The 17,037-nt window shown below is 58.8% G+C and carries 17 protein-coding genes and 1 tRNA gene; 5 read left to right on the top strand and 13 right to left on the bottom strand.

Annotated elements, in window-relative coordinates; all coding sequences use genetic code 11:
• Nucleotides 1–26 precede the first annotated feature (26 nt).
• Nucleotides 27–722, bottom strand: coding sequence for a M48 family metallopeptidase (locus ACXAG8_RS14125; protein WP_475226927.1), 696 nt, complete (start codon nucleotides 720–722; stop codon nucleotides 27–29).
• Between the two features lie 99 nt (nucleotides 723–821).
• On the opposite strand from ACXAG8_RS14125, the gene ACXAG8_RS14120 reads away from it, so the two are divergent.
• Nucleotides 822–1,145, top strand: coding sequence for a TIGR02300 family protein (locus ACXAG8_RS14120; protein ID WP_475226922.1), 324 nt, complete (start codon nucleotides 822–824; stop codon nucleotides 1,143–1,145).
• Between the two features lie 135 nt (nucleotides 1,146–1,280).
• Nucleotides 1,281–1,356 (top strand) — tRNA-Ala (locus ACXAG8_RS14115).
• A 93-nt stretch (nucleotides 1,357–1,449) separates the two neighbouring features.
• Here ACXAG8_RS14115 and ACXAG8_RS14110 read toward each other — a convergent pair.
• Nucleotides 1,450–1,827, bottom strand: a complete 378-nt coding sequence (locus ACXAG8_RS14110) for a thermonuclease family protein (protein ID WP_475226919.1) — start codon at nucleotides 1,825–1,827, stop codon at nucleotides 1,450–1,452.
• A gap of 424 nt (nucleotides 1,828–2,251) precedes the next feature.
• The gene (locus ACXAG8_RS14105) at nucleotides 2,252–3,544 is read right to left on the bottom strand and encodes an adenylate/guanylate cyclase domain-containing protein (protein WP_475226916.1); all 1,293 of its coding nucleotides are present in this window, start codon (nucleotides 3,542–3,544) and stop codon (nucleotides 2,252–2,254) included.
• 460 nt (nucleotides 3,545–4,004) lie between these two features.
• On the opposite strand from ACXAG8_RS14105, the gene ACXAG8_RS14100 reads away from it, so the two are divergent.
• Nucleotides 4,005–5,342, top strand: coding sequence for a serine hydrolase domain-containing protein (locus tag ACXAG8_RS14100; protein WP_475226911.1), 1,338 nt, complete (start codon nucleotides 4,005–4,007; stop codon nucleotides 5,340–5,342).
• A 19-nt stretch (nucleotides 5,343–5,361) separates the two neighbouring features.
• Here ACXAG8_RS14100 and ACXAG8_RS14095 read toward each other — a convergent pair whose 3' ends face one another.
• From ACXAG8_RS14095 to ACXAG8_RS14050, 10 genes are all read right to left on the bottom strand, one after another.
• Entirely contained in the window at nucleotides 5,362–6,093 is a 732-nt protein-coding gene (locus ACXAG8_RS14095; protein WP_475226906.1) for an amino acid ABC transporter ATP-binding protein, read from the bottom strand.
• Nucleotides 6,093–6,902: an amino acid ABC transporter permease gene (locus tag ACXAG8_RS14090; RefSeq protein ID WP_475226903.1), complete on the bottom strand. Its 810-nt coding sequence runs from the start codon at nucleotides 6,900–6,902 to the stop codon at nucleotides 6,093–6,095. The genes ACXAG8_RS14095 and ACXAG8_RS14090 overlap by 1 nt, the downstream gene beginning before the upstream one ends.
• A 25-nt stretch (nucleotides 6,903–6,927) precedes the next feature.
• Nucleotides 6,928–7,740: an ABC transporter substrate-binding protein gene (locus ACXAG8_RS14085; protein ID WP_475226900.1), complete on the bottom strand. Its 813-nt coding sequence runs from the start codon at nucleotides 7,738–7,740 to the stop codon at nucleotides 6,928–6,930.
• 100 nt (nucleotides 7,741–7,840) lie between these two features.
• Nucleotides 7,841–8,731 carry a DMT family transporter gene (locus ACXAG8_RS14080; RefSeq protein ID WP_475226897.1) on the bottom strand — a complete coding sequence of 297 codons (891 nt, stop codon included), beginning with the start codon at nucleotides 8,729–8,731 and terminating at the stop codon, nucleotides 7,841–7,843.
• Between the two features lie 58 nt (nucleotides 8,732–8,789).
• Complete coding sequence (locus ACXAG8_RS14075; protein WP_475226894.1) at nucleotides 8,790–9,683, bottom strand: NAD(P)-dependent oxidoreductase; 894 nt, start codon at nucleotides 9,681–9,683, stop codon at nucleotides 8,790–8,792.
• A gap of 4 nt (nucleotides 9,684–9,687) precedes the next feature.
• Entirely contained in the window at nucleotides 9,688–10,539 is an 852-nt protein-coding gene (locus ACXAG8_RS14070; RefSeq protein WP_475226891.1) for a shikimate dehydrogenase family protein, read from the bottom strand.
• A complete protein-coding gene (locus ACXAG8_RS14065; RefSeq protein ID WP_475226884.1) occupies nucleotides 10,536–11,579 on the bottom strand; it encodes a Gfo/Idh/MocA family protein in 1,044 nt (347 codons plus the stop codon). Before ACXAG8_RS14065 ends, ACXAG8_RS14070 begins: the two co-directional genes overlap by 4 nt.
• A 146-nt stretch (nucleotides 11,580–11,725) precedes the next feature.
• On the bottom strand, nucleotides 11,726–13,351 hold the full coding sequence (locus ACXAG8_RS14060) for a TRAP transporter large permease (protein WP_475226879.1): 1,626 nt from the start codon (nucleotides 13,349–13,351) through the stop codon (nucleotides 11,726–11,728).
• A 1-nt stretch (nucleotide 13,352) separates the two neighbouring features.
• On the bottom strand, nucleotides 13,353–14,159 hold the full coding sequence (locus ACXAG8_RS14055) for a TRAP transporter small permease subunit (RefSeq protein WP_475226876.1): 807 nt from the start codon (nucleotides 14,157–14,159) through the stop codon (nucleotides 13,353–13,355).
• A 110-nt stretch (nucleotides 14,160–14,269) separates the two neighbouring features.
• Nucleotides 14,270–15,283 (bottom strand): TRAP transporter substrate-binding protein, encoded by a 1,014-nt coding sequence (locus tag ACXAG8_RS14050; RefSeq protein ID WP_475226873.1) that lies wholly within the window; start codon nucleotides 15,281–15,283, stop codon nucleotides 14,270–14,272.
• Between the two features lie 222 nt (nucleotides 15,284–15,505).
• On the opposite strand from ACXAG8_RS14050, the gene ACXAG8_RS14045 reads away from it, so the two are divergent.
• Both ACXAG8_RS14045 and ACXAG8_RS14040 read left to right on the top strand, forming a co-directional pair.
• A complete protein-coding gene (locus tag ACXAG8_RS14045; RefSeq protein ID WP_475226869.1) occupies nucleotides 15,506–16,195 on the top strand; it encodes a GntR family transcriptional regulator in 690 nt (229 codons plus the stop codon).
• Nucleotides 16,192–17,031: a fumarylacetoacetate hydrolase family protein gene (locus ACXAG8_RS14040; RefSeq protein WP_475226866.1), complete on the top strand. Its 840-nt coding sequence runs from the start codon at nucleotides 16,192–16,194 to the stop codon at nucleotides 17,029–17,031. Before ACXAG8_RS14045 ends, ACXAG8_RS14040 begins: the two co-directional genes overlap by 4 nt.
• Nucleotides 17,032–17,037 lie beyond the last annotated feature (6 nt).

Below are 17,037 nucleotides of genomic sequence, written 5' to 3'. Positions count from 1 at the left end.
CCATGTGATCACAAATCCAGGCAACGTCAACCGGCCGGGTCGTCGAACCGGTAACGATGCAGCCCTGCCCCGTTTTCCCGCAACCAGCGCCGCGGCCCGTCATAAGACCCAAACAGGGTTTCCACCTTGTGCCAGAAAGCTGGCGAATGGTTCATCTCGGCCAGATGCGCAACCTCGTGGGCGGCGACATAGTGCAAGACCTCGGAAGGCGCGAGGATAAGCCGCCAGGAAAACATGAGCCCCCCGGCAGAACTGCACGACCCCCAACGGGATCGCGTGTCGCGCAGGGTCAGACTGGTAAAGGGCCGCCCCAGCATGGCCGCGTAATCATCGCAGGCTTCGGTCAGGCGTTCGCGGGCCAGTTCCTTGAGAAACCGCGCCAGCCTGCGGGCTTCGGACCCGGCCGGAACCGCGATTTCGTCCTGGCGCAGGGCGACCTTGCGCCCCTGCGCCGCCACGACCCGCCGCGCGATGCCTTCGACCGGCAGGACCACGCCCAACCCGACAACCGCCTGTGACGGCTGGTCTTCCAGGTGCTTTCTGATCCAGCTTTCCTTGGATCGGGCAAAATTCAACGCCTCGGCCTCGGGGACCCCGGCGGGCAGGGTCACCGTGACACGGCCATCCAATTGCGACACACGCAGGCTGATCCGACGCGCACGCGCGGACTTGCGCAACAACAACGGCACCGGTGGCCGCCCCGGCAATGCGTATCGCCCCATGTCCCGTTCTCCTTGCGCAAAGGCTTTGACAGTGCCCACCGCTTGTGGCAGTTGACCTGAATCGTTGATACGACTCACCTGATATCAAGGGGATTTGACATGCCCAAGGAAGAATGGGGTATTAAACGCGTTTGCCCGACAACCGGCAAACGTTTTTATGACCTGAACAAGGACCCGATCATCAGCCCCTATACCGGCGAGATCGTGGAGTTTGAAACCGGCAAGAGCCGGATGATCGCTGCGGACGCTGAAGACGCCGCATCGGTCAAAGCACGCGAAAACGCGTCCGGGGATGACCTGGTTCTGGATGACGACGACGACAATGTCGACGTTGAACTGGATGACGATCTGCTGGAAGACGACGAAGAAGACAATGTCTCGCTGGACGAGATCACCGACGTCGCATCCGAAGAGGAATCCTGAATTCGGCACCGGGGCGGCGACAGGTCGCCCCGGTCCGCCAGCGGCCAGATTCTTTTTCAAGGATTCCGCTTTTTGGACTTGCGCTCGGGCGCGCTGTTTCATAAACGTCCGTCCACCGCCAAGCCGGTATCGGATGGGGCCTTAGCTCAGTTGGGAGAGCGCTTGCATGGCATGCAAGAGGTCAGGGGTTCGACTCCCCTAGGCTCCACCAAAACCTAACAATACAACACGAAACGACCGCACAGTGCTTTGGGCTACCGCCCACCGGCACCGGAAACCATCGTCCAGATGGACCAAAGGCCGATCATGCACTAACAATCAAACTGGACCACTCAGGTGGGGCTGAACACTGTGCTTGTTTGGCTTCGAATTGTTCCCAGACCTTAATACGGACCTTTTGCCGCGCGTCAGCCAGCCAGAGCTTTTTACGCACGTCAGGCACCTCCAGGCTCCTGTACTTGCCATCTGAGAACTTTGGCCAATCTATCGCCATCCCCAGCTTGACCATTTCTGCAGACAGGTCGCGCCCATCCTCAAGGTAGCACTTTGCCACTGTACGACCGTGGATATCCTCAGAAGTGACCACTGCCGTCACCTTTTGCCCCTTGCATAGGGATACCAAAGCCCACTTGGCCGTCTTGCCGTACGGCTGGTTAATCTCGGGCGCGTCTACGCCAAACAAGCGCACTTGGGTTTTCTATATTTCTATGGTGTCTCCGTCCACAACATATGCTGAGCCTTCCAAACCCTTTTTTATGGGTTCAGCTATCGCACTGTCAGCGTCAAAACGCGGGGGGCCGCTGACCCCCTTGGGTGCTCGATGCGCTCAACCTCGGCTTCAAGTCCGAATTTTGTTGATAGGTCGGCTTAGTGCTTCTGTCTGGTTGGCGCTTGCTATGCACAACGAACAGTACAACTACCCCAGCAACGACAAGCAGTATCAATACTTCCACAAGATCGGACCTTGTAAATGGTTTGGCTCAAAACACATGCAAAAAAGTCTACTGCACGTTATGGTTGATTCTGTGATGGCGGAGACGTTTTATCCAGTGAAAAGCGACCACTTCGCACTCTATGATGCCCAAAATCTCAACCGGTTTTTGCGATCAGCTCAATTCACGCCTAAGTGGGATCGCGTCATTGGCCCTAGTTGGTTCGATTACATAGGTTTTTATTTTTCCGTATTCACTGACGATTACTTCTTGGAGTTCAGCAAGAGAAAGCTCGCTCTGTAAGCGCCAATACGTCGCCTCTGATATTTGGATGGCGTTTTCCGGACACGTGGTTTCAAGACGGCTAGCCAAGTTCACTGTATCGCCCCACACATCGAATTGAGGATGGTTCGCCCCGATTACACCTGCGACAACGGAGCCAGTTGCGACCCCAGACCGCAGCTTTAAGTCAATGCCGCCTTCATTTGAATAATCTTCAATCCAATTGGTGATATCTTGAGCAAAGTTTATTGCATTCATTGCTTCGGAAGACCCTTCAACCTCCATGCCGGAAACAGCCATGTAGCAGTCACCCATAGTCTTCACGCGATAGATACCGTACTTTTTTGCTATGTTGTCAAACGCATTGAAGATGTCGGACAGGACGTCCAATAGGTGGCCGGGTGAAATTGACTTAGTAAGCGCAGTGAAACCAACAAGATCAGAAAAGATAATTGAAACTTCCTTCTTGCCTTCTGCATAGCTTAAATCTCCATGCCCAAGGCGTCCTAAAATATGCTCTGGAAGCAATTGAACCAGTAGCTTGTGGTTCTTTTCACGCTCAGACCTTAGCTGAACCGCTCGATCGAAAGCATGCAACATGAACAGAAAAATTACTAACCTAATGGTTGCCGCCAGAAACGCGCCGACGGTTAGGTAATAGATGTCGGAGAAGTAGTATAAAAAGTCAGCGTTCGCGAACCAGAGCGTTGTTAACCGAGAGGCAAACGACACAGCCACAACACCCAACAGTGACATCATAGGTACTATGAAAATTCCCGAGGCGAAGAACAAAATCAATAGTTGCCCTGCTGCACCTTGAACGGCAGCGGGACCTAACAGGATTGAAATCCATTCGGTCAGTACGCATGCTATGACGCCAAATGCAAATACGCTGGTTCGCAAAAGCCTGCGGTTCGTTAATAGCTTGTTCAAGGTGAACAGTAGCAAAGCTAAGAGTAAGAAAGAAATTCTGATAGTAGAAAGCAGAAATGCGTCGTCCGGCTTTGTGTTTAAATCCCAGATCAAGAATATCAGAAACGTCAAACCAGCAGGTATGAAGAACGTCTGCGTTAACTTCTCCTCATAGTAAAACTCATAGTTCTTGAAACTGTCTAATGGGGCACGTCCCGACTGAAATACCGCCTCTAGCACTTTGCTCAGCAGACTTGCTCGGGTGGCTTTCATAATACTCTGCACTCAAACGAAATTAGCAATGTTATGCTTATATCATGTTTTTGACTATTGCCCAAAACTTGCGAGGCGCGTTGTACAGTAGATTGTAGAAATCAGCTTCCGATATACGCAGTTAAATAGATCAGGTTGTGCACACCTAAATGTGACACTAAGGTGAGACACACTATAAACCACCACACCACAATAGTGTTTACTATCAGTGAACTAGGCGTTCGGCGGCGTTTCGCCTAGGCTCCACCAAATCTTTTCAGAAGCCAAACAATGCGCTGACGTTCCGGTCGGTTGGTCCGGTTTGCGTGGCGCGACAAGGTTCCTTGTTTGCCATCCTTGCCGCCGCAACGGCCGCGCTGAACCAAACGCAACGGAACAGTGGCAATAGCAGCCGTTTTGCAGGTACCCCCGACCCTACGGGATCGCAAAACTCGACCGCATCGGTCGAAACGGAGGTGTCATGTTGCGAAAAGCTCTTAAAGTCGCGGCTGGGTTGCTGGTTTTGGCAATTGTAGCCGGGTTGGGTTTTCTGTGGATTGCACCACCGAACCTGCTGAAGGTCGGGACGAATTATTCAGCCAAGATCGTTTGTTCGAACGTCTTTATCGCCGGACGAAGCCCGGACGAGGTTCTGGCCGAGGATGTTCAGGCACCTGGGCACCCTTTGCTCCGGCAGGTATCGGTCACGGTCGATGAACAGACCCAGACGGTGCAGGCACACATGTTTCGCTTCTTTGCACCCGCCACGGCACAATATCGCGATGGCCTGGGCTGCACGAACCTGCAGCACGCGGCGCTGAGCGATGCAACCCTTGCGCCCCTTGCCCCTTTGTCGGACGCGACATGGCCAACCGGCAACCGCGTGGCCCCCGCGCAGGTGCCACAGGTGCAACAGATCCTGTCGGACGAAACCTTGCTGGGGGAAGGATACCGCGCCGTCGTTGTTGTGCGTGACGGACGGATCATAGGCGAGGCCTATGCCAACGGCTTTGATGCCGCGACGCCGCTTCTGGGTTGGTCCATGACCAAAACCGTAACCGCCGGGCTGATCGGGGCCTTGATTCAGGATGGGCGCATGTCGGTTACGGATACGCTGACCGACAGCTTTCCCGATTGGGCCAAAGATGGCCGAAAGGACATCACCGTCGCCGACATGCTGGCAATGTCCAGCGGTCTGGACTGGAATGAAGAATACGGAAACGTGTCGGACGTGACGCGGATGCTCTACCTTCAGGACGATATGGCGGGCTTTGCCTCGGCCCGCCCGCTGGGGTCCAGCGTGGGGGACAGGTTCAGCTATTCGTCGGGCACCTCGACCATTCTGTCGCGTGTCTGGCAGGACAAGGCGGGAGAAGGGGCGCTGACCTATCCGCAAGAGGCCCTGTTCGGCCCATTGGGTATGACCTCGGCCATTCTTGAGACCGACGCACGCGACACCTTTGTCGGGTCAAGCTACATGTATGCCACCGCGCGGGACTGGGCCCGTTTCGGGCAGTTGCTGCTGCAAAAGGGCGTGTGGGACGGAAACCGGATTCTGCCAGCGGGTTTCACCGACTGGATGTTCGAACCCACCGAGACCTCGGGCGGAGCCTATGCAAGGGGCCATCTCTGGGTGGAATCGCCCGGTGATTTGCCCCCCTACGAAGATGCGGTCTGGTTGCAGGGGCATGACGGGCAGTTCATCGGGATATTCCCGTCACAGAACATGGTGGTCGTGCGAATGGGGCTGACGCCTTCGCGGCTTGGGTATTCATCGCTGCCCTTGTCCAAGGCGCTGATCGAGACCGTTCAGGACTGAAAGCCCAAGGCCGGGGGCGCTATTTCAGGGCGCGCGCCAGAAACCTTTGGGTGGCGCCCTGTGTCGGGGTCTCGAATATGGCTTGCGGCGGGCCTTCTTCCACGATGCGCCCATCCTTGAGGAAACACACCTTGTCGGCGGCCTGCCGGGCAAAACCCATCTCGTGCGTGGCCATCACCATCGTCATACCCTGCCCTTTCAGCATCAGCAGAACATCCAGCACCTCACCGACCAACTGAGGGTCCAGGGCTGAGGTGATCTCGTCAAACAGCATGACTTCGGGTTTCATCGCAAGGGCGCGCACAATGGCTACGCGCTGTTGCTGCCCACCTGAAAGCTGATCGGGATATTTGTTCATCTGGTCGGCCAGACCAAACCGTTCGAACAGGGCATTGACCTCGGGCAGAAGTTGCGCACGCGACTGCCCCCTGACGCGGCGCGGGGCCAGCATGACGTTCTCCAGCGCGGTCATGTGCGGAAACAGGTTAAAGCTTTGGAACACGATGCCAATTCGGGCGCGGACGGATTGCGGGTTCAGGCCGGGCACGGAAATATCCTGACCGTCCAGGTAGATCGCCCCGTCCTCGATAGGTTCCAGCAGGTTGATGCAGCGCAAAAGTGTTGATTTCCCGGCCCCAGACGCGCCGATCAGACAGACCATTTGCCCCTCTTCGACCACCAGGTCGATACCGTTGCACACCATGTGGTCGCCAAATTGCTTAACAACGCCGCGCAGGTCCAGTTTGGCCATCAGCGCCTCTCTCGCATTTGTCGCGCCATCAGATGGTCGGCATAGCGCGTGGCCGGGATGGTCACGACCAGGAAGATAATCGCGGCACCGACATAGGGCGTGAAATTAGCCAGCAGAGATTTGAACACGCCGGCCTGCCTGAAAATCTCGACCGGGCCGATAAAGCTGAGAAGCGATACATCCTTTTGCAAAGCGATAAGCATGTTCATCTGCGATGGCACCACGTTGCGAATGGCCTGCGGCAGCACGACGTCGCGCATCACCTGCCGTTCGGACAGACCCAACGACAGGGCGGCGGCGCGTTGGCTGTGATGCACGCTGTCGATGCCCGACCGGAATATCTCGGCCACATAGGCGGAATATGTCAGGATCAGCGCCAATGAGCCCCAGATATACGGCGAATTCCAAGGTCGCGGCAGGCCAAGCCCCGGTATCCCGAACCCGATCAGGTAGACCGTCAGGATCACCGGCACCCCCCGAAAGACGTCGGTGAAGGCCGCGCCGAATATGCGCAGCGGAAACAACGCAGGAGATTTGGCATCCCGCGCCAGCGCGATAAGCAGCCCCAGAACGGCAATGGCCGGGGCTGACCAGGCAAAGATCATGACGTTGATCCGAAAGGCGTCCAGCAGCTTGGGAAAGGTCTTGGTCAGAACCTCACCGTTGAAAAAGCTTTGTTGCACTTTCGCCCAACCCGGTGCCAACGGCACCAGGAAATACAGCGCGGCAACAACTGTCACCGTGCTTGTGGCCGCAATCAATGCCGACCTGCGCTTTTGCTGTGCTTCGTAACGTTCGCGGCGGGTCATCCCCGCCGTCGAGGGACCCGGCATGTTACCGGATCAAAGGAACACCGGTGGTGTCCTGAAGCCACTCCGCCTCGATCGCGGCAAGCTTGCCGCTTTCAGTCAGGCTTGCCAGCGCCGCATCGATGCAGGATTTAAGCGGATTGCCCTCTTCCAGAAGCATCCCGAACTGGTCCGGGTTATCGTCGGGGTCGGCCGGAAACTGGCCGATAACCTTGGACCCTTCGATCACGACTGCGCTCAGGTACAGCGCCGTCGGCAGGTCGAACAACGCGGCGTCGATCTGGTTGGCGATGATCGCGGCATTGACGTCGGCATTGTCGCCATAAAGCAGCGGATCGCCTTCGGGCTGGATCACGCCTGCCAGTTTTGGAACCGCTGTCGTCGAACCGACCGCGCCCCATTGCAGGCCTTTCAACGCCTCAAGCGTCGCTTCGGTTCCGGTCGCGTTTGCACCAACCAGAACAGCCATCGGCGCGGTGTAATAGGGGGCAGAAAAATCGACGACCTGGTCCCGCTCGGGCGTGATCGAATATTGCTGGATATTGACGTCAAAGCCCTTGGCGCCCGGCTGAATCGCCTCGTCGAACGAGGACCGGACCCAGACGACATTCGACGCGTCAAAGCCCATTTCGGCGGCAACGGCAAAGGCGACCGCGGCTTCGAACCCTTCACCCTTTTCGGGGGCATCATCCAGAACCCAAGGGTAATAGGCAGGATTTCCCGTGGCGACGGTAAACTTGCCATCCGTCAGGGTTTTTCCTGCGGCGCAATCCCCCTGGGCATGGGCTGCGGAAGACAACGCGATTGACGCCACCGCGATTGAAAGCATCCTGGACATATCTGTGCACCTCTGGTTCGTCTGTATCGCCAATACGGTAGTTTCGGCCGGGATCAGTGTCCAGCAAGTAGCACCGGCCCAGCCTGTCTGAGACCGGGAATTACCGCGCCTGCGCGCCCTTTGCCAATTCCCGGCGCCAGATATAAAGCCCGGATGCGATGATGATCGCGCCACCGGCCAGCGTCCAGGGTGTCGGCCAGGTGCCGAAAATCGCCACGCCGACAAGGGCGGCCCAGAACACCTGGCTATAGATCAGCGGGGCCAGGATCGACGCATCGGCCCACCGGTGGGCGATGGTGGCCCAGATGTGGCCAAACAGGCCGAACACACCGATGCCAAGCAAAACCAGCCAGGTCAGCGCGTCCTGAGGCCATACCCAAGCCGACAGTCCAAAGGGCGCAAGGGCCAGCGTACCCAGGCCGCTCAGCCATATTTGCTGTGTGGCGATGGTTTCGACCCCGGCCAGCATCCGGGTCATGATGAAATACATAGACGCCAGAAAAAGTGTCCCCAGGCACAGCAGCATCGCCGGGTGAAATTCGCCGCCCCATGGCTGTACCACGACGACAACGCCCAGAAATCCGACACAGACCGCAACGACCCTGCGGATGCCGACCTTTTCGCCCAGGATCGGGATCGCCAGCAACGTCACCACGATCGGACCGGCAAAGGCAATTGTCGTCGTGACGGTGATCGGCAGGTATTTCAGGGCATAAAAGTTAAGGACCGTGCCACAAAACAAAAACACCGACCGAAAGAACTGTTTCAGCGGCGCGTTGGACCGATAAGCCGAACCCCCCTCCTGCGGGAGGTAGACGAGATTGGCAAAGACAAAATGGCCCGCATATCGCACGAACACGATCTGCAGAACCGGCAGACCGGCAATGCTCAGCCATTTGGCGCTGGTGTCGATGCCGGTGAAAAAGATCACCGCCAGCAACATCATGGCGACACCGGCGCCCGTCCGTTCCTCGCGCGGGCGAACGGCCATCAGCAGACGGTCCCTGCGGGGTCTGCTGGCGTCCTGCCAAAGGTCCGGCCACAAGGCGTCATTGCGGTTTTTTGTCCAGATGCCGGGACAGCCAGTCCACCATCTGCGGCACCATCAGCCCGCCGTCACCTGCATCGCGCGCTTCGCGCAGGGTGGCGTCGGCTGACCCTGACATGCGGCTGTTCAGACCCAGGTCGCGCGTCATCTGCTGGTAATAGCCGACATCCTTTGAACCGTTGGCGACCGAGAACAACAGGTCGATATTGCCCTCGACCGCATAGTTGCGAACGAATTCGATCATGGGCGAAAAGTTCGGCCCGGCCGCCATCACGCCATACAGCGCGTCCCGTTCGATACCGGCCGCGTCAGCAATGGCAAACGCCTCGGACATCGCGCAAACGGTTGTCATGCCGAAAAAGTTGTTGATCAGCTTGATCGTGTGGCCGTTGCCCAGCTTGCCCAGGTGGAACACGTTCTCGCCCAGCGTTTCGAGCACCGGCTTAACTTTCTGATAAGCCTCCGCGTCACCGGCACACATGATGTTGAGCAACCCGTCCTTGGCATGTGCTGGCGTCCGGCCCAGCGGCGCATCAAGATAGATGCCCCCCTTGCCCTCCAGATCGGCGCCGATTTTCAGGGTCGAGGCCGGCAGCGACGTGCCAAAGTCGATAACGACCTGCCCGGAGCGGACCCCCGCCAGTATCCCGTCATCGCCGTAGACGCGGCTTTCGACCTGATCAGAGGTGCCGACACACAGCATGACAATGTCGCAATCCTCGGTCAGGGACCGCGCGTTTGTGGCCTCGTGCCCGCCACGCGACACCGCCTCGTCGACGCCGGTGCGGTCGCGGTTTCCCAGCACGATCACCGGGTATTCCGCCTTTTGCAGGCATTCCACCATGGCCCGGCCCATCAGGCCCAAACCGATAAATCCAATTGTGGGACGGTCCATCGCGTCACCCCTTTTCTGGTTTCAAGTCATTCAATCTGGCAAGACCTGCGCGGGTGTCGGGAACCAGCCCCGTATAGGTCTCAAAACTTTGCAACACCATGTGCCGAAACAGGTCAAAGCCGGTAATGACCGCCGCACCAGCCCCGCGGGCAGCCTGAACGAACTGTGTCTCAACGGGCGTATAGACCGCATCGAATGCCCAGACCGGTCTGGTCTGCAGCGGCACCGATATGGCCGTGCCCGGATAGGCGTGCATCCCAAGCGGAGTCGCGTTGACCAAACCGTCGGCTGCGGCCACGGCATCTTCTGCCGCTTCGATCCGAACAGCGCGCGCCGTCGCGCCGATTGATCCGGCCAAGGCCTGGGCCAAGGCCGGATCGCGATCCCAGATCACGATCTCGGCGGCCCCAAGGCGGGACAGGGCGTGCCCGATTGCGCAGGCCACACCACCCGCACCCGCCATGGCCACGCGGCCCGGCGCGGCATCCGCCATCTTGTCGCGCCAGGCGGACAGGAACCCGGAATAGTCGGTGTTGGCACCGCCCGGTCCGCTGCCCGAAAAAGTCACCAGGTTGCAGGCCCCCAATTTCCTGACTGGGGCGTCTAGACCCGGCCCCAGCCACGTTGCCGCCTGTTGCTTGAACGGGTGCGTCACGCTTGCCCCGGCCCAGCCTGCGTTGCGACACCGCTCAAGGGTTTCGGCCAGGTCGACCCGGCTGACCGCGTCGTCAATCAACTGGAACTCAAGACCCAGCCCATGCGCCCGGCACATCATGTCCAACCCGTCGGCGAACCGGCTTTGGCCAAGGTTCTTCCCGATCAGGCCGCATTTCAGACTGTCGCCGGCGCGCATCATGCGACCGGCACCTGTTCGACACGACCGCTGCTGGCGGATGTCAAAACCGCCTGCGTCACCGCAAGCGTCGCCATGCCATCCCGGCCCGTTGCCAACAATGGCTTACTTTCGCCTGCGACGGCCTGCGCAAAGCGCGTCAGTTGTTCGTTGATCGGATCGACCACAGGCGCCGGTGGGCCCGGTGTTGGGCGCAGGGGTGCGCGCCAGTCGACCGCTCCGGTTCCATCCCCCGACCACAGGGTCATCGACGGGCAGGATATCGCCCCACGCGTGCCGATTACCTGCAGCGCGTCCTGACCGGATGCCGCGATTGCCGGGTTCTCACCGGTCGTGGCCTCGAACGCCCAGGGCGAGGCGCCCGCGTCGGAAATCAGGAACGTCCCCAAAGCGCCGCACGCAAAACGAAACGAAATCGCCGCAGTATCCTCGACCGGCAACCCCCTGCGAGCGTTTGAGGTCAGAGCCGACACTGCGGTGATCTCGCCAGCAAGGAACCGCAACAGGTCGATCTCGTGGCTTAGGTTGGTCATGACCGGCCCGGCGCCCTGCTGCCGTCGCCACGCCGTGTCGAAATAGGTATCATGCTTGCGCAGCGCCCAAACCCCGTTCAGGCCGACAAGATCGCCGATCCGGGGAAGCATGGCGCGCGCCTCGATAATAGTCGGGTGGCAACGTCGGTGGTGTCCGGTGAACAGCGGAAGGTCGTTTTGTTCGGCCGCATCGCACAAAAGCGCGGCCTCGGTCAGCGAATGGGTCAGGGGTTTCTCGACCAACACCGCCCACCCCATGTCGATTGCCGCTTGGGCGCAGGCAAAATGCGCTGTGGTCGGGGTCGCCACAACGGCGGCCCGGGTCGACGCGGGCACATCGTCCATTCCGGCCACCGCCGGAGCCCCAAGCGCCCGCAGTTCAGCCCGGCGGTTGGCATCAGGCTCGACCACTGCGGTCAGGTGCACCGCCGTGTTGCCCATCGCCTGGGTCGCGTGGCGCAACCCGATGCTGCCGCCCCCAATGACCGCAATGGGCACCTGTGCCCTCATTGCGCCACCATATCGGTCGGGCAGAAAATCATATCAGGTAGGCAGGGCGCGTTCATGTGGGCCTGGGGAAGCTGAACCATAGCGTTTCCGTATTGACGAAAGGGCGAGATCCCCCGCCCTTTCGGGATGCAACCATTGTCTTCCCGTCAAAGGAAGATGGAAATAATCGGCGGCCAGATCAGCAGAACGCTTAGCGCAAGCAACTGCAACACGATGAACGGCAGGAACCCCCGGAAGATCGCGGTCAGCGAGATATGAGGCGGGGCTACCGACTTGAGATAGAACGCCGCCGGCCCGAATGGCGGGCTGAGGAAGCTGACCTGCATGTTCATACAGAACACCACGCCGAACCAAATCGCGACGTGGCGCGGATTGAGCTCTCCGAATATGCCGATCTCCTGCACCGGCAGCTTCAGCACGATCGGAAGGAAGACCGGCATGATCAACAGCACGATACCGACCCAGTCCATGAACATGCCCATGATCAGGAATATCAGCATCATCACCAGAATGATGCCCATTGTCGGCAGTTCCGCCGCGACGATCATGTTGGCCACATAGGTCGGCCCGCCAGCCAGGGTATAAGCCGCCGCAAGCGCCGCGGCGCCGATGGTGACCCAGATGATCGTACCGGTGGATTTCAGCGTCCGCATCAGGCTGTCCCACACGATCTCAAAGGTCATCTCGCGCCGGATCAACCCGATGGTAAACACCGCCACGACGCCCATTCCGGCGGCTTCGGTGATGCCCGTTATCCCCATGTAGATCGAGCCCAATACAACGCCGATAACGATGATGGGCGCGATCAGGCCCTTGCCCATTTCCCAGCCGGTATTCACCCGTTCTTTTCCGATCACGAAGACAAGAACACCCGCCAGGGCCATCGCGCCGATCAGCCAGGGCAGGTCCGAGACCATACCCAGGGCAATCGGGTCGACCCCTTCCTGCACGGTGTTCTGCCCGGTGAAGGTGAAGAACAGGTTGCGCAGGATCAGAACGCCCAGCGCCCACAAGCCAAAGCGCGACAGAAAGCCCACGAACATCAGGAACTTTTCCTTGCCCTTCGGCGCGTCCGGGTCCTCTTCGGGCAAGGGCGCAAGCGACGGGTTCATGTTGGTGCGGATAACGATATAGAGAATGAAGAACGATGCCAGCATGAAGCCGGGCAGGAAGGACGCGGTGAACAGCGCCTTGATCGAGGTTTCGGTCACCAGCCCGTAAAAGATCAGAACGATCGAGGGCGGGATCATCGTGCCAAGCGACCCGCTGGCGCAAATGGTACCGATGGCCAGGTTCTGATTATACCCAAGGCGCAGCATCTGCGGCAAGGCAATCAGGCCCAACAGCACCACCTCGCCGCCGATGATCCCGGACATCGCCGCCATGATCACCGCCATGATCGAGGTGACAATGGCAATCCCGCCACGGGTGCGGCTGAGCCATTGGTTGAGCGAGTTGTACATGTCGCGCGCAATGCCCGATCTTTCCAGCAGCGAGGCCATGAAGATGAACAACGGCACAGATATCAGCACGTAATTCGTCATTTGCCGATAAACCGCCTGCGCCAGCACCGACAGGGGTCCGCTGCCGAACCGGCCAAAGGCCATCTCGGGGCCGAATTTCATGACAATGACTGCCACGGCGAGAAAGGCCGAGGCAAAGCCAAGCGGCATGCCGATGGCCAGAAGGGCGAACATGCCAAGAAGCAGCAGGATGGACAGGGTCGCGATATCGTCGACCTTCATCCAGGAAAACAGTTCAAGGAACTCCATCTCACTCTCCAAGGGTCTTTTTGATGTTTTCGATTTCCGTCTCGTCGATCTCATCGAGCGGAGAGTGATGTTCAGGCTTCTTGTTCCAATCAGCAATCAGGTTGGAAACGGCCTGTAATGTGACCAGGATGATAATCAGCAATATCACCGGCTTGACGATGCCGGGGATTGGCGGGTCCCACGCGGTGCCAAAGGTTTCAAGACGCAGGAACCTGCGTTGGGCATCGGCAAAGTTCCCCCAGACCAGCGCAAAGGTAAACCCTACGATCAGCAGAACCGACAGGACGTCGGCGGTCTTTTGCATCCACCGGGGCATGATGTCATAGATGACATAGATGCGGATATGGCTGCGCTGCTGCATTGCGTATTGACCCGCAAACAGAAAGACAAAGGCCGCGATCCACAGGCTGAGTTCATTGGCCCACAGCGTGGGCCGCGAAAAGACATAGCGCGACACCACCTCGTAGAACATGACGATCACGATAAGCGCCGTCAGGATCATCGCCATGCGCGAGGTGATCAAAGACAGGATGTCGAAGAAACCGTGAGGCTCGATCTCGATGGAACCGCGGAAATCCGACAGGTAAAGCGACGAAAACAGGATTGAAGCGCCAAGGGCCGTCAGTGTCGCCCAGACAAGCGGTCGGCCGGTCGGGCGGATCATTTCATGCATGCCAATCGCGTCTTCCGAAATCATCGCGCTGATGACCAGCCACGCATATAGCAGCGCCAACGCCCCCGTTGATGCCAGCATCAAAAGCCGTACGGGTTGCCTGAGGCCCCCTAGCCAGACACTGTCCTGTTCCATGCCCGTCCTCCCGATCGATCTTGGGTTTTTGCCGCGATTATTGCTCGTTTCGGCGTGATGAGCCCCCCGCCGGGGCTCATCAGGTTTTCAAAGCGCGTTACGCGTGCAAATCAGTCGATCAGACCAAGCTGCTTCATATAGTTCTTGTGGCTTGCAAGGATCGAACCGGCCTCGGGGGAACGGGTGCCCCAGTCGTCCCAGGTCGCCTGCGCGGCCGCGCGGAAGGCGGCGCGGTCTTCGGGCGACCATTCATGCAAGGTCACACCTGCGGCTTCCAGCTCGGACGCGGCAGCCGTGTTGTTCTTGCCATTCGACAGGGCGATCTGGAAGGCCAGCTTTTGCCAGGCGGTGTCGATGATCCGGCGCTGTTGGTCCGTCAGGCCGTTCCAGACATCCAGGTTACAGGCCAGGTGATCCGACGGCATCGAATGGAAACCAGGATATGTCGCGTGCTTGACGATGTCGTAAAGACCAAGGCCCACGTTGTTATAAAGGCCCGATGCGTCCGCGCCGTCGATGATGCCGGTTTCAAGCGCGGTAAAGATCTCGGTGAAATCCATCACGATGGGCGATGCGCCCAGCTTTTCGAAGATCTCGGTTTCCATGCCCGGAGGGGACCGGAACTTCCAGCCTTTCAGATCCTCAAGACCGGCAATCGGCGCCGAGGAAGACAGCGATTCCTGGCCATAGATGGCCCAGCCGACAAGCTGCATGTTCTGCGCATTGTACAGCTCTTGCGCGGCGCCGTAGCCGTCACCGTAATACAGCCACGAATATTGCTGCCACGGGGTCTCATAACCGCCCATGATGTCGCCAACGAACTGGAACGCCGGGTTCTTGCCGGTTTGGTATGCACCACCGGTGGCGTCGCAATCCACGATACCGTTGATCGCCGCGTCAAAGGTTTCGGTTGTTGCAACAACCGACGACGAATAGAACATCTCGATCGTGATATCGCCGCCCGACATGGTCTGAACATCATCGGCCCAGATGGCAAGCTGTTTGCCGGTCGGGTGTTCGGTCGCATAATGCGTCTGCACACGCAGGGTAACCGGATCAGCCGACGCAGCAGCGGCCAGCATGGCGGTTGCACCAACCGTCACGAAAAGTGTTTTCAGGTTCATATTATTCTCCTCCCATGGCGACCTGCTTGGGTCACCGGTTTGCTGGCGCAATTCCTCCCGAGCGCCATTCAGATGGTATACCATCGTCGAAAACGCTAACGAGATTCCCAGTGACTGGCAACAAGTTTTGGTATACCAAAGTTGAATAACTGCATGTTGCGCCCAAAAACCGAACAGTCTATCGCCAAGGACATCCCTGCTCACCCTGGAAAGCCCCCACCCATGACTGAAGAAATACTGGCCGAACAAATTGCCAACCAGATCCGGCGGGACATCTTGCGGGGCAAACTGCCGCCGGGGACTTCGATAAAGGAACGTGACAACGCGGCGGAAATGGGCGTCAGCCGCACCCCCATGCGCGAGGCCATTCGCATCCTGGCCAAGGAAGGTCTGGTGCAGTTGCGCCCATCGCGCAGCCCGATCGTCGCGCAGCCAAGCTACAAGGAAGTTTCGGATCAGGCGCAGGTTCTCATCGCCCTGGAGAAACTGTCGGCGGAACTGGCCTGTCAAAACGCCTCGGACGCGGAAATTGACCATATCGCCAGTATCGTCGACGTCATGGCGCGCGAATTCGATACGACCGATCCACTGGACATGTTTGAAATCGACATGTCCTTTCACACCGCTATTGCCGAGGCATCCCGCAACGCGGCCCTGGCGCAGACCCATTGCAGTTTCCTGCAAAAGCTCTGGCGCGCGCGCTATATCGCCGCCAGCCAGCGGCGCAACCGCGAACGCGTTGTCACCGAACACAGCCGGATCGTGGACGGGCTGCGGGCGCGTGACCCCAAAGCGGTGCGCGACGCAATCGAAAACCACCTGTGGCACCTGGCGGACGACATCCGCGAGGTGATCGAAGCCGAGACAAACGCGGCCGCAAACCCCCATGACAACAAAACGGTATCGACATGAAGCTACTCAGATATGGTCCCGCTGGCGCAGAAAAGCCCGGCATCCTTGATTCCGACGGCAACGTCCGCGCCTTGTCCGGTTCGGATTTCGAAGGCCGGGGCGTGTCGCTGGAGCGCATCGAACAATTGCGCGCAATCGACATCGACAGCCTGCCGGTCGTCGAAAACCCGGGCCGCATCGGTGCCTGCCTTGCCTCGGTTCCGAACTTCTTTTGCGTTGGCCTGAACTACGCCAAACATGCCGCCGAAACAGGGGCGACCCCGCCTGCGGAACCAATCCTGTTTTCCAAGGCCACATCATCGCTGAGCGGCCCGTTCGACGCCGTCGAGATCCCGCGCAACTCGGCCAAGACCGATTGGGAGGTCGAACTGGGCGTGGTCATAGGCAAAGAGACACTTTATGTCTCAGAAGCCGAGGCCCTGGGCTGTGTCGCCGGATATTGCACGATCAACGATGTTTCCGAACGCGCCTTTCAGGCCGAGATGGGCGGCCAGTGGATCAAGGGAAAATCGGCCCCCACATTCGGCCCCACAGGCCCCTGGCTCGTGACAACGGACGAGGTTCCCGACCCACAGAACCTGCGCCTGTGGCTTTCGATCAACGGCGAGGTGGTGCAGGATTCGAATACTGACGACATGATCTTCTCGGTTGCCCAGATCGTTTCCTACATGAGCCGCTTCATGAAACTCATGCCCGGTGACGTGATCGCCACCGGCACGCCCTCGGGTGTTGGCCTGGGCATGACGCCGCAGCGCTTTCTGAACCCTGGCGACGAGATCGAGCTTGAGGTCGTGGGGTTGGGGTCGCAGAAACAAACTGCGGTGGCGGCCAGCTGAATCACA

This window comes from Ruegeria sp. ABD4_443 (genome assembly GCF_056160865.1).
Note: the sequence above shows the minus strand (reverse complement) of the source record. Positions and strands in the feature narration are given on the sequence as shown.

Excerpts from the sequence above, each read along its gene's own strand:
- ACXAG8_RS14070 (WP_475226891.1), bottom strand. The coding sequence starts at position 10,539 with ATGATGCGCGCCGGCGACAGTCTGAAATGCGGCCTGATCGGGAAGAAC.
- ACXAG8_RS14085 (WP_475226900.1), bottom strand. The coding sequence starts at position 7,740 with ATGTCCAGGATGCTTTCAATCGCGGTGGCGTCAATCGCGTTGTCTTCC.
- ACXAG8_RS14105 (WP_475226916.1), bottom strand. The coding sequence starts at position 3,544 with ATGAAAGCCACCCGAGCAAGTCTGCTGAGCAAAGTGCTAGAGGCGGTA.
- ACXAG8_RS14045 (WP_475226869.1), top strand. The coding sequence starts at position 15,506 with ATGACTGAAGAAATACTGGCCGAACAAATTGCCAACCAGATCCGGCGG.
- ACXAG8_RS14075 (WP_475226894.1), bottom strand. The coding sequence starts at position 9,683 with ATGGACCGTCCCACAATTGGATTTATCGGTTTGGGCCTGATGGGCCGG.
- ACXAG8_RS14060 (WP_475226879.1), bottom strand. The coding sequence starts at position 13,351 with ATGGAGTTCCTTGAACTGTTTTCCTGGATGAAGGTCGACGATATCGCG.
- ACXAG8_RS14125 (WP_475226927.1), bottom strand. The coding sequence starts at position 722 with ATGGGGCGATACGCATTGCCGGGGCGGCCACCGGTGCCGTTGTTGTTG.
- ACXAG8_RS14055 (WP_475226876.1), bottom strand. The coding sequence starts at position 14,159 with ATGGAACAGGACAGTGTCTGGCTAGGGGGCCTCAGGCAACCCGTACGG.
- ACXAG8_RS14040 (WP_475226866.1), top strand. The coding sequence starts at position 16,192 with ATGAAGCTACTCAGATATGGTCCCGCTGGCGCAGAAAAGCCCGGCATC.
- ACXAG8_RS14080 (WP_475226897.1), bottom strand. The coding sequence starts at position 8,731 with ATGGCCGTTCGCCCGCGCGAGGAACGGACGGGCGCCGGTGTCGCCATG.
- ACXAG8_RS14100 (WP_475226911.1), top strand. The coding sequence starts at position 4,005 with ATGTTGCGAAAAGCTCTTAAAGTCGCGGCTGGGTTGCTGGTTTTGGCA.
- ACXAG8_RS14065 (WP_475226884.1), bottom strand. The coding sequence starts at position 11,579 with ATGAGGGCACAGGTGCCCATTGCGGTCATTGGGGGCGGCAGCATCGGG.
- ACXAG8_RS14090 (WP_475226903.1), bottom strand. The coding sequence starts at position 6,902 with ATGACCCGCCGCGAACGTTACGAAGCACAGCAAAAGCGCAGGTCGGCA.
- ACXAG8_RS14050 (WP_475226873.1), bottom strand. The coding sequence starts at position 15,283 with ATGAACCTGAAAACACTTTTCGTGACGGTTGGTGCAACCGCCATGCTG.
- ACXAG8_RS14095 (WP_475226906.1), bottom strand. The coding sequence starts at position 6,093 with ATGGCCAAACTGGACCTGCGCGGCGTTGTTAAGCAATTTGGCGACCAC.
- ACXAG8_RS14120 (WP_475226922.1), top strand. The coding sequence starts at position 822 with ATGCCCAAGGAAGAATGGGGTATTAAACGCGTTTGCCCGACAACCGGC.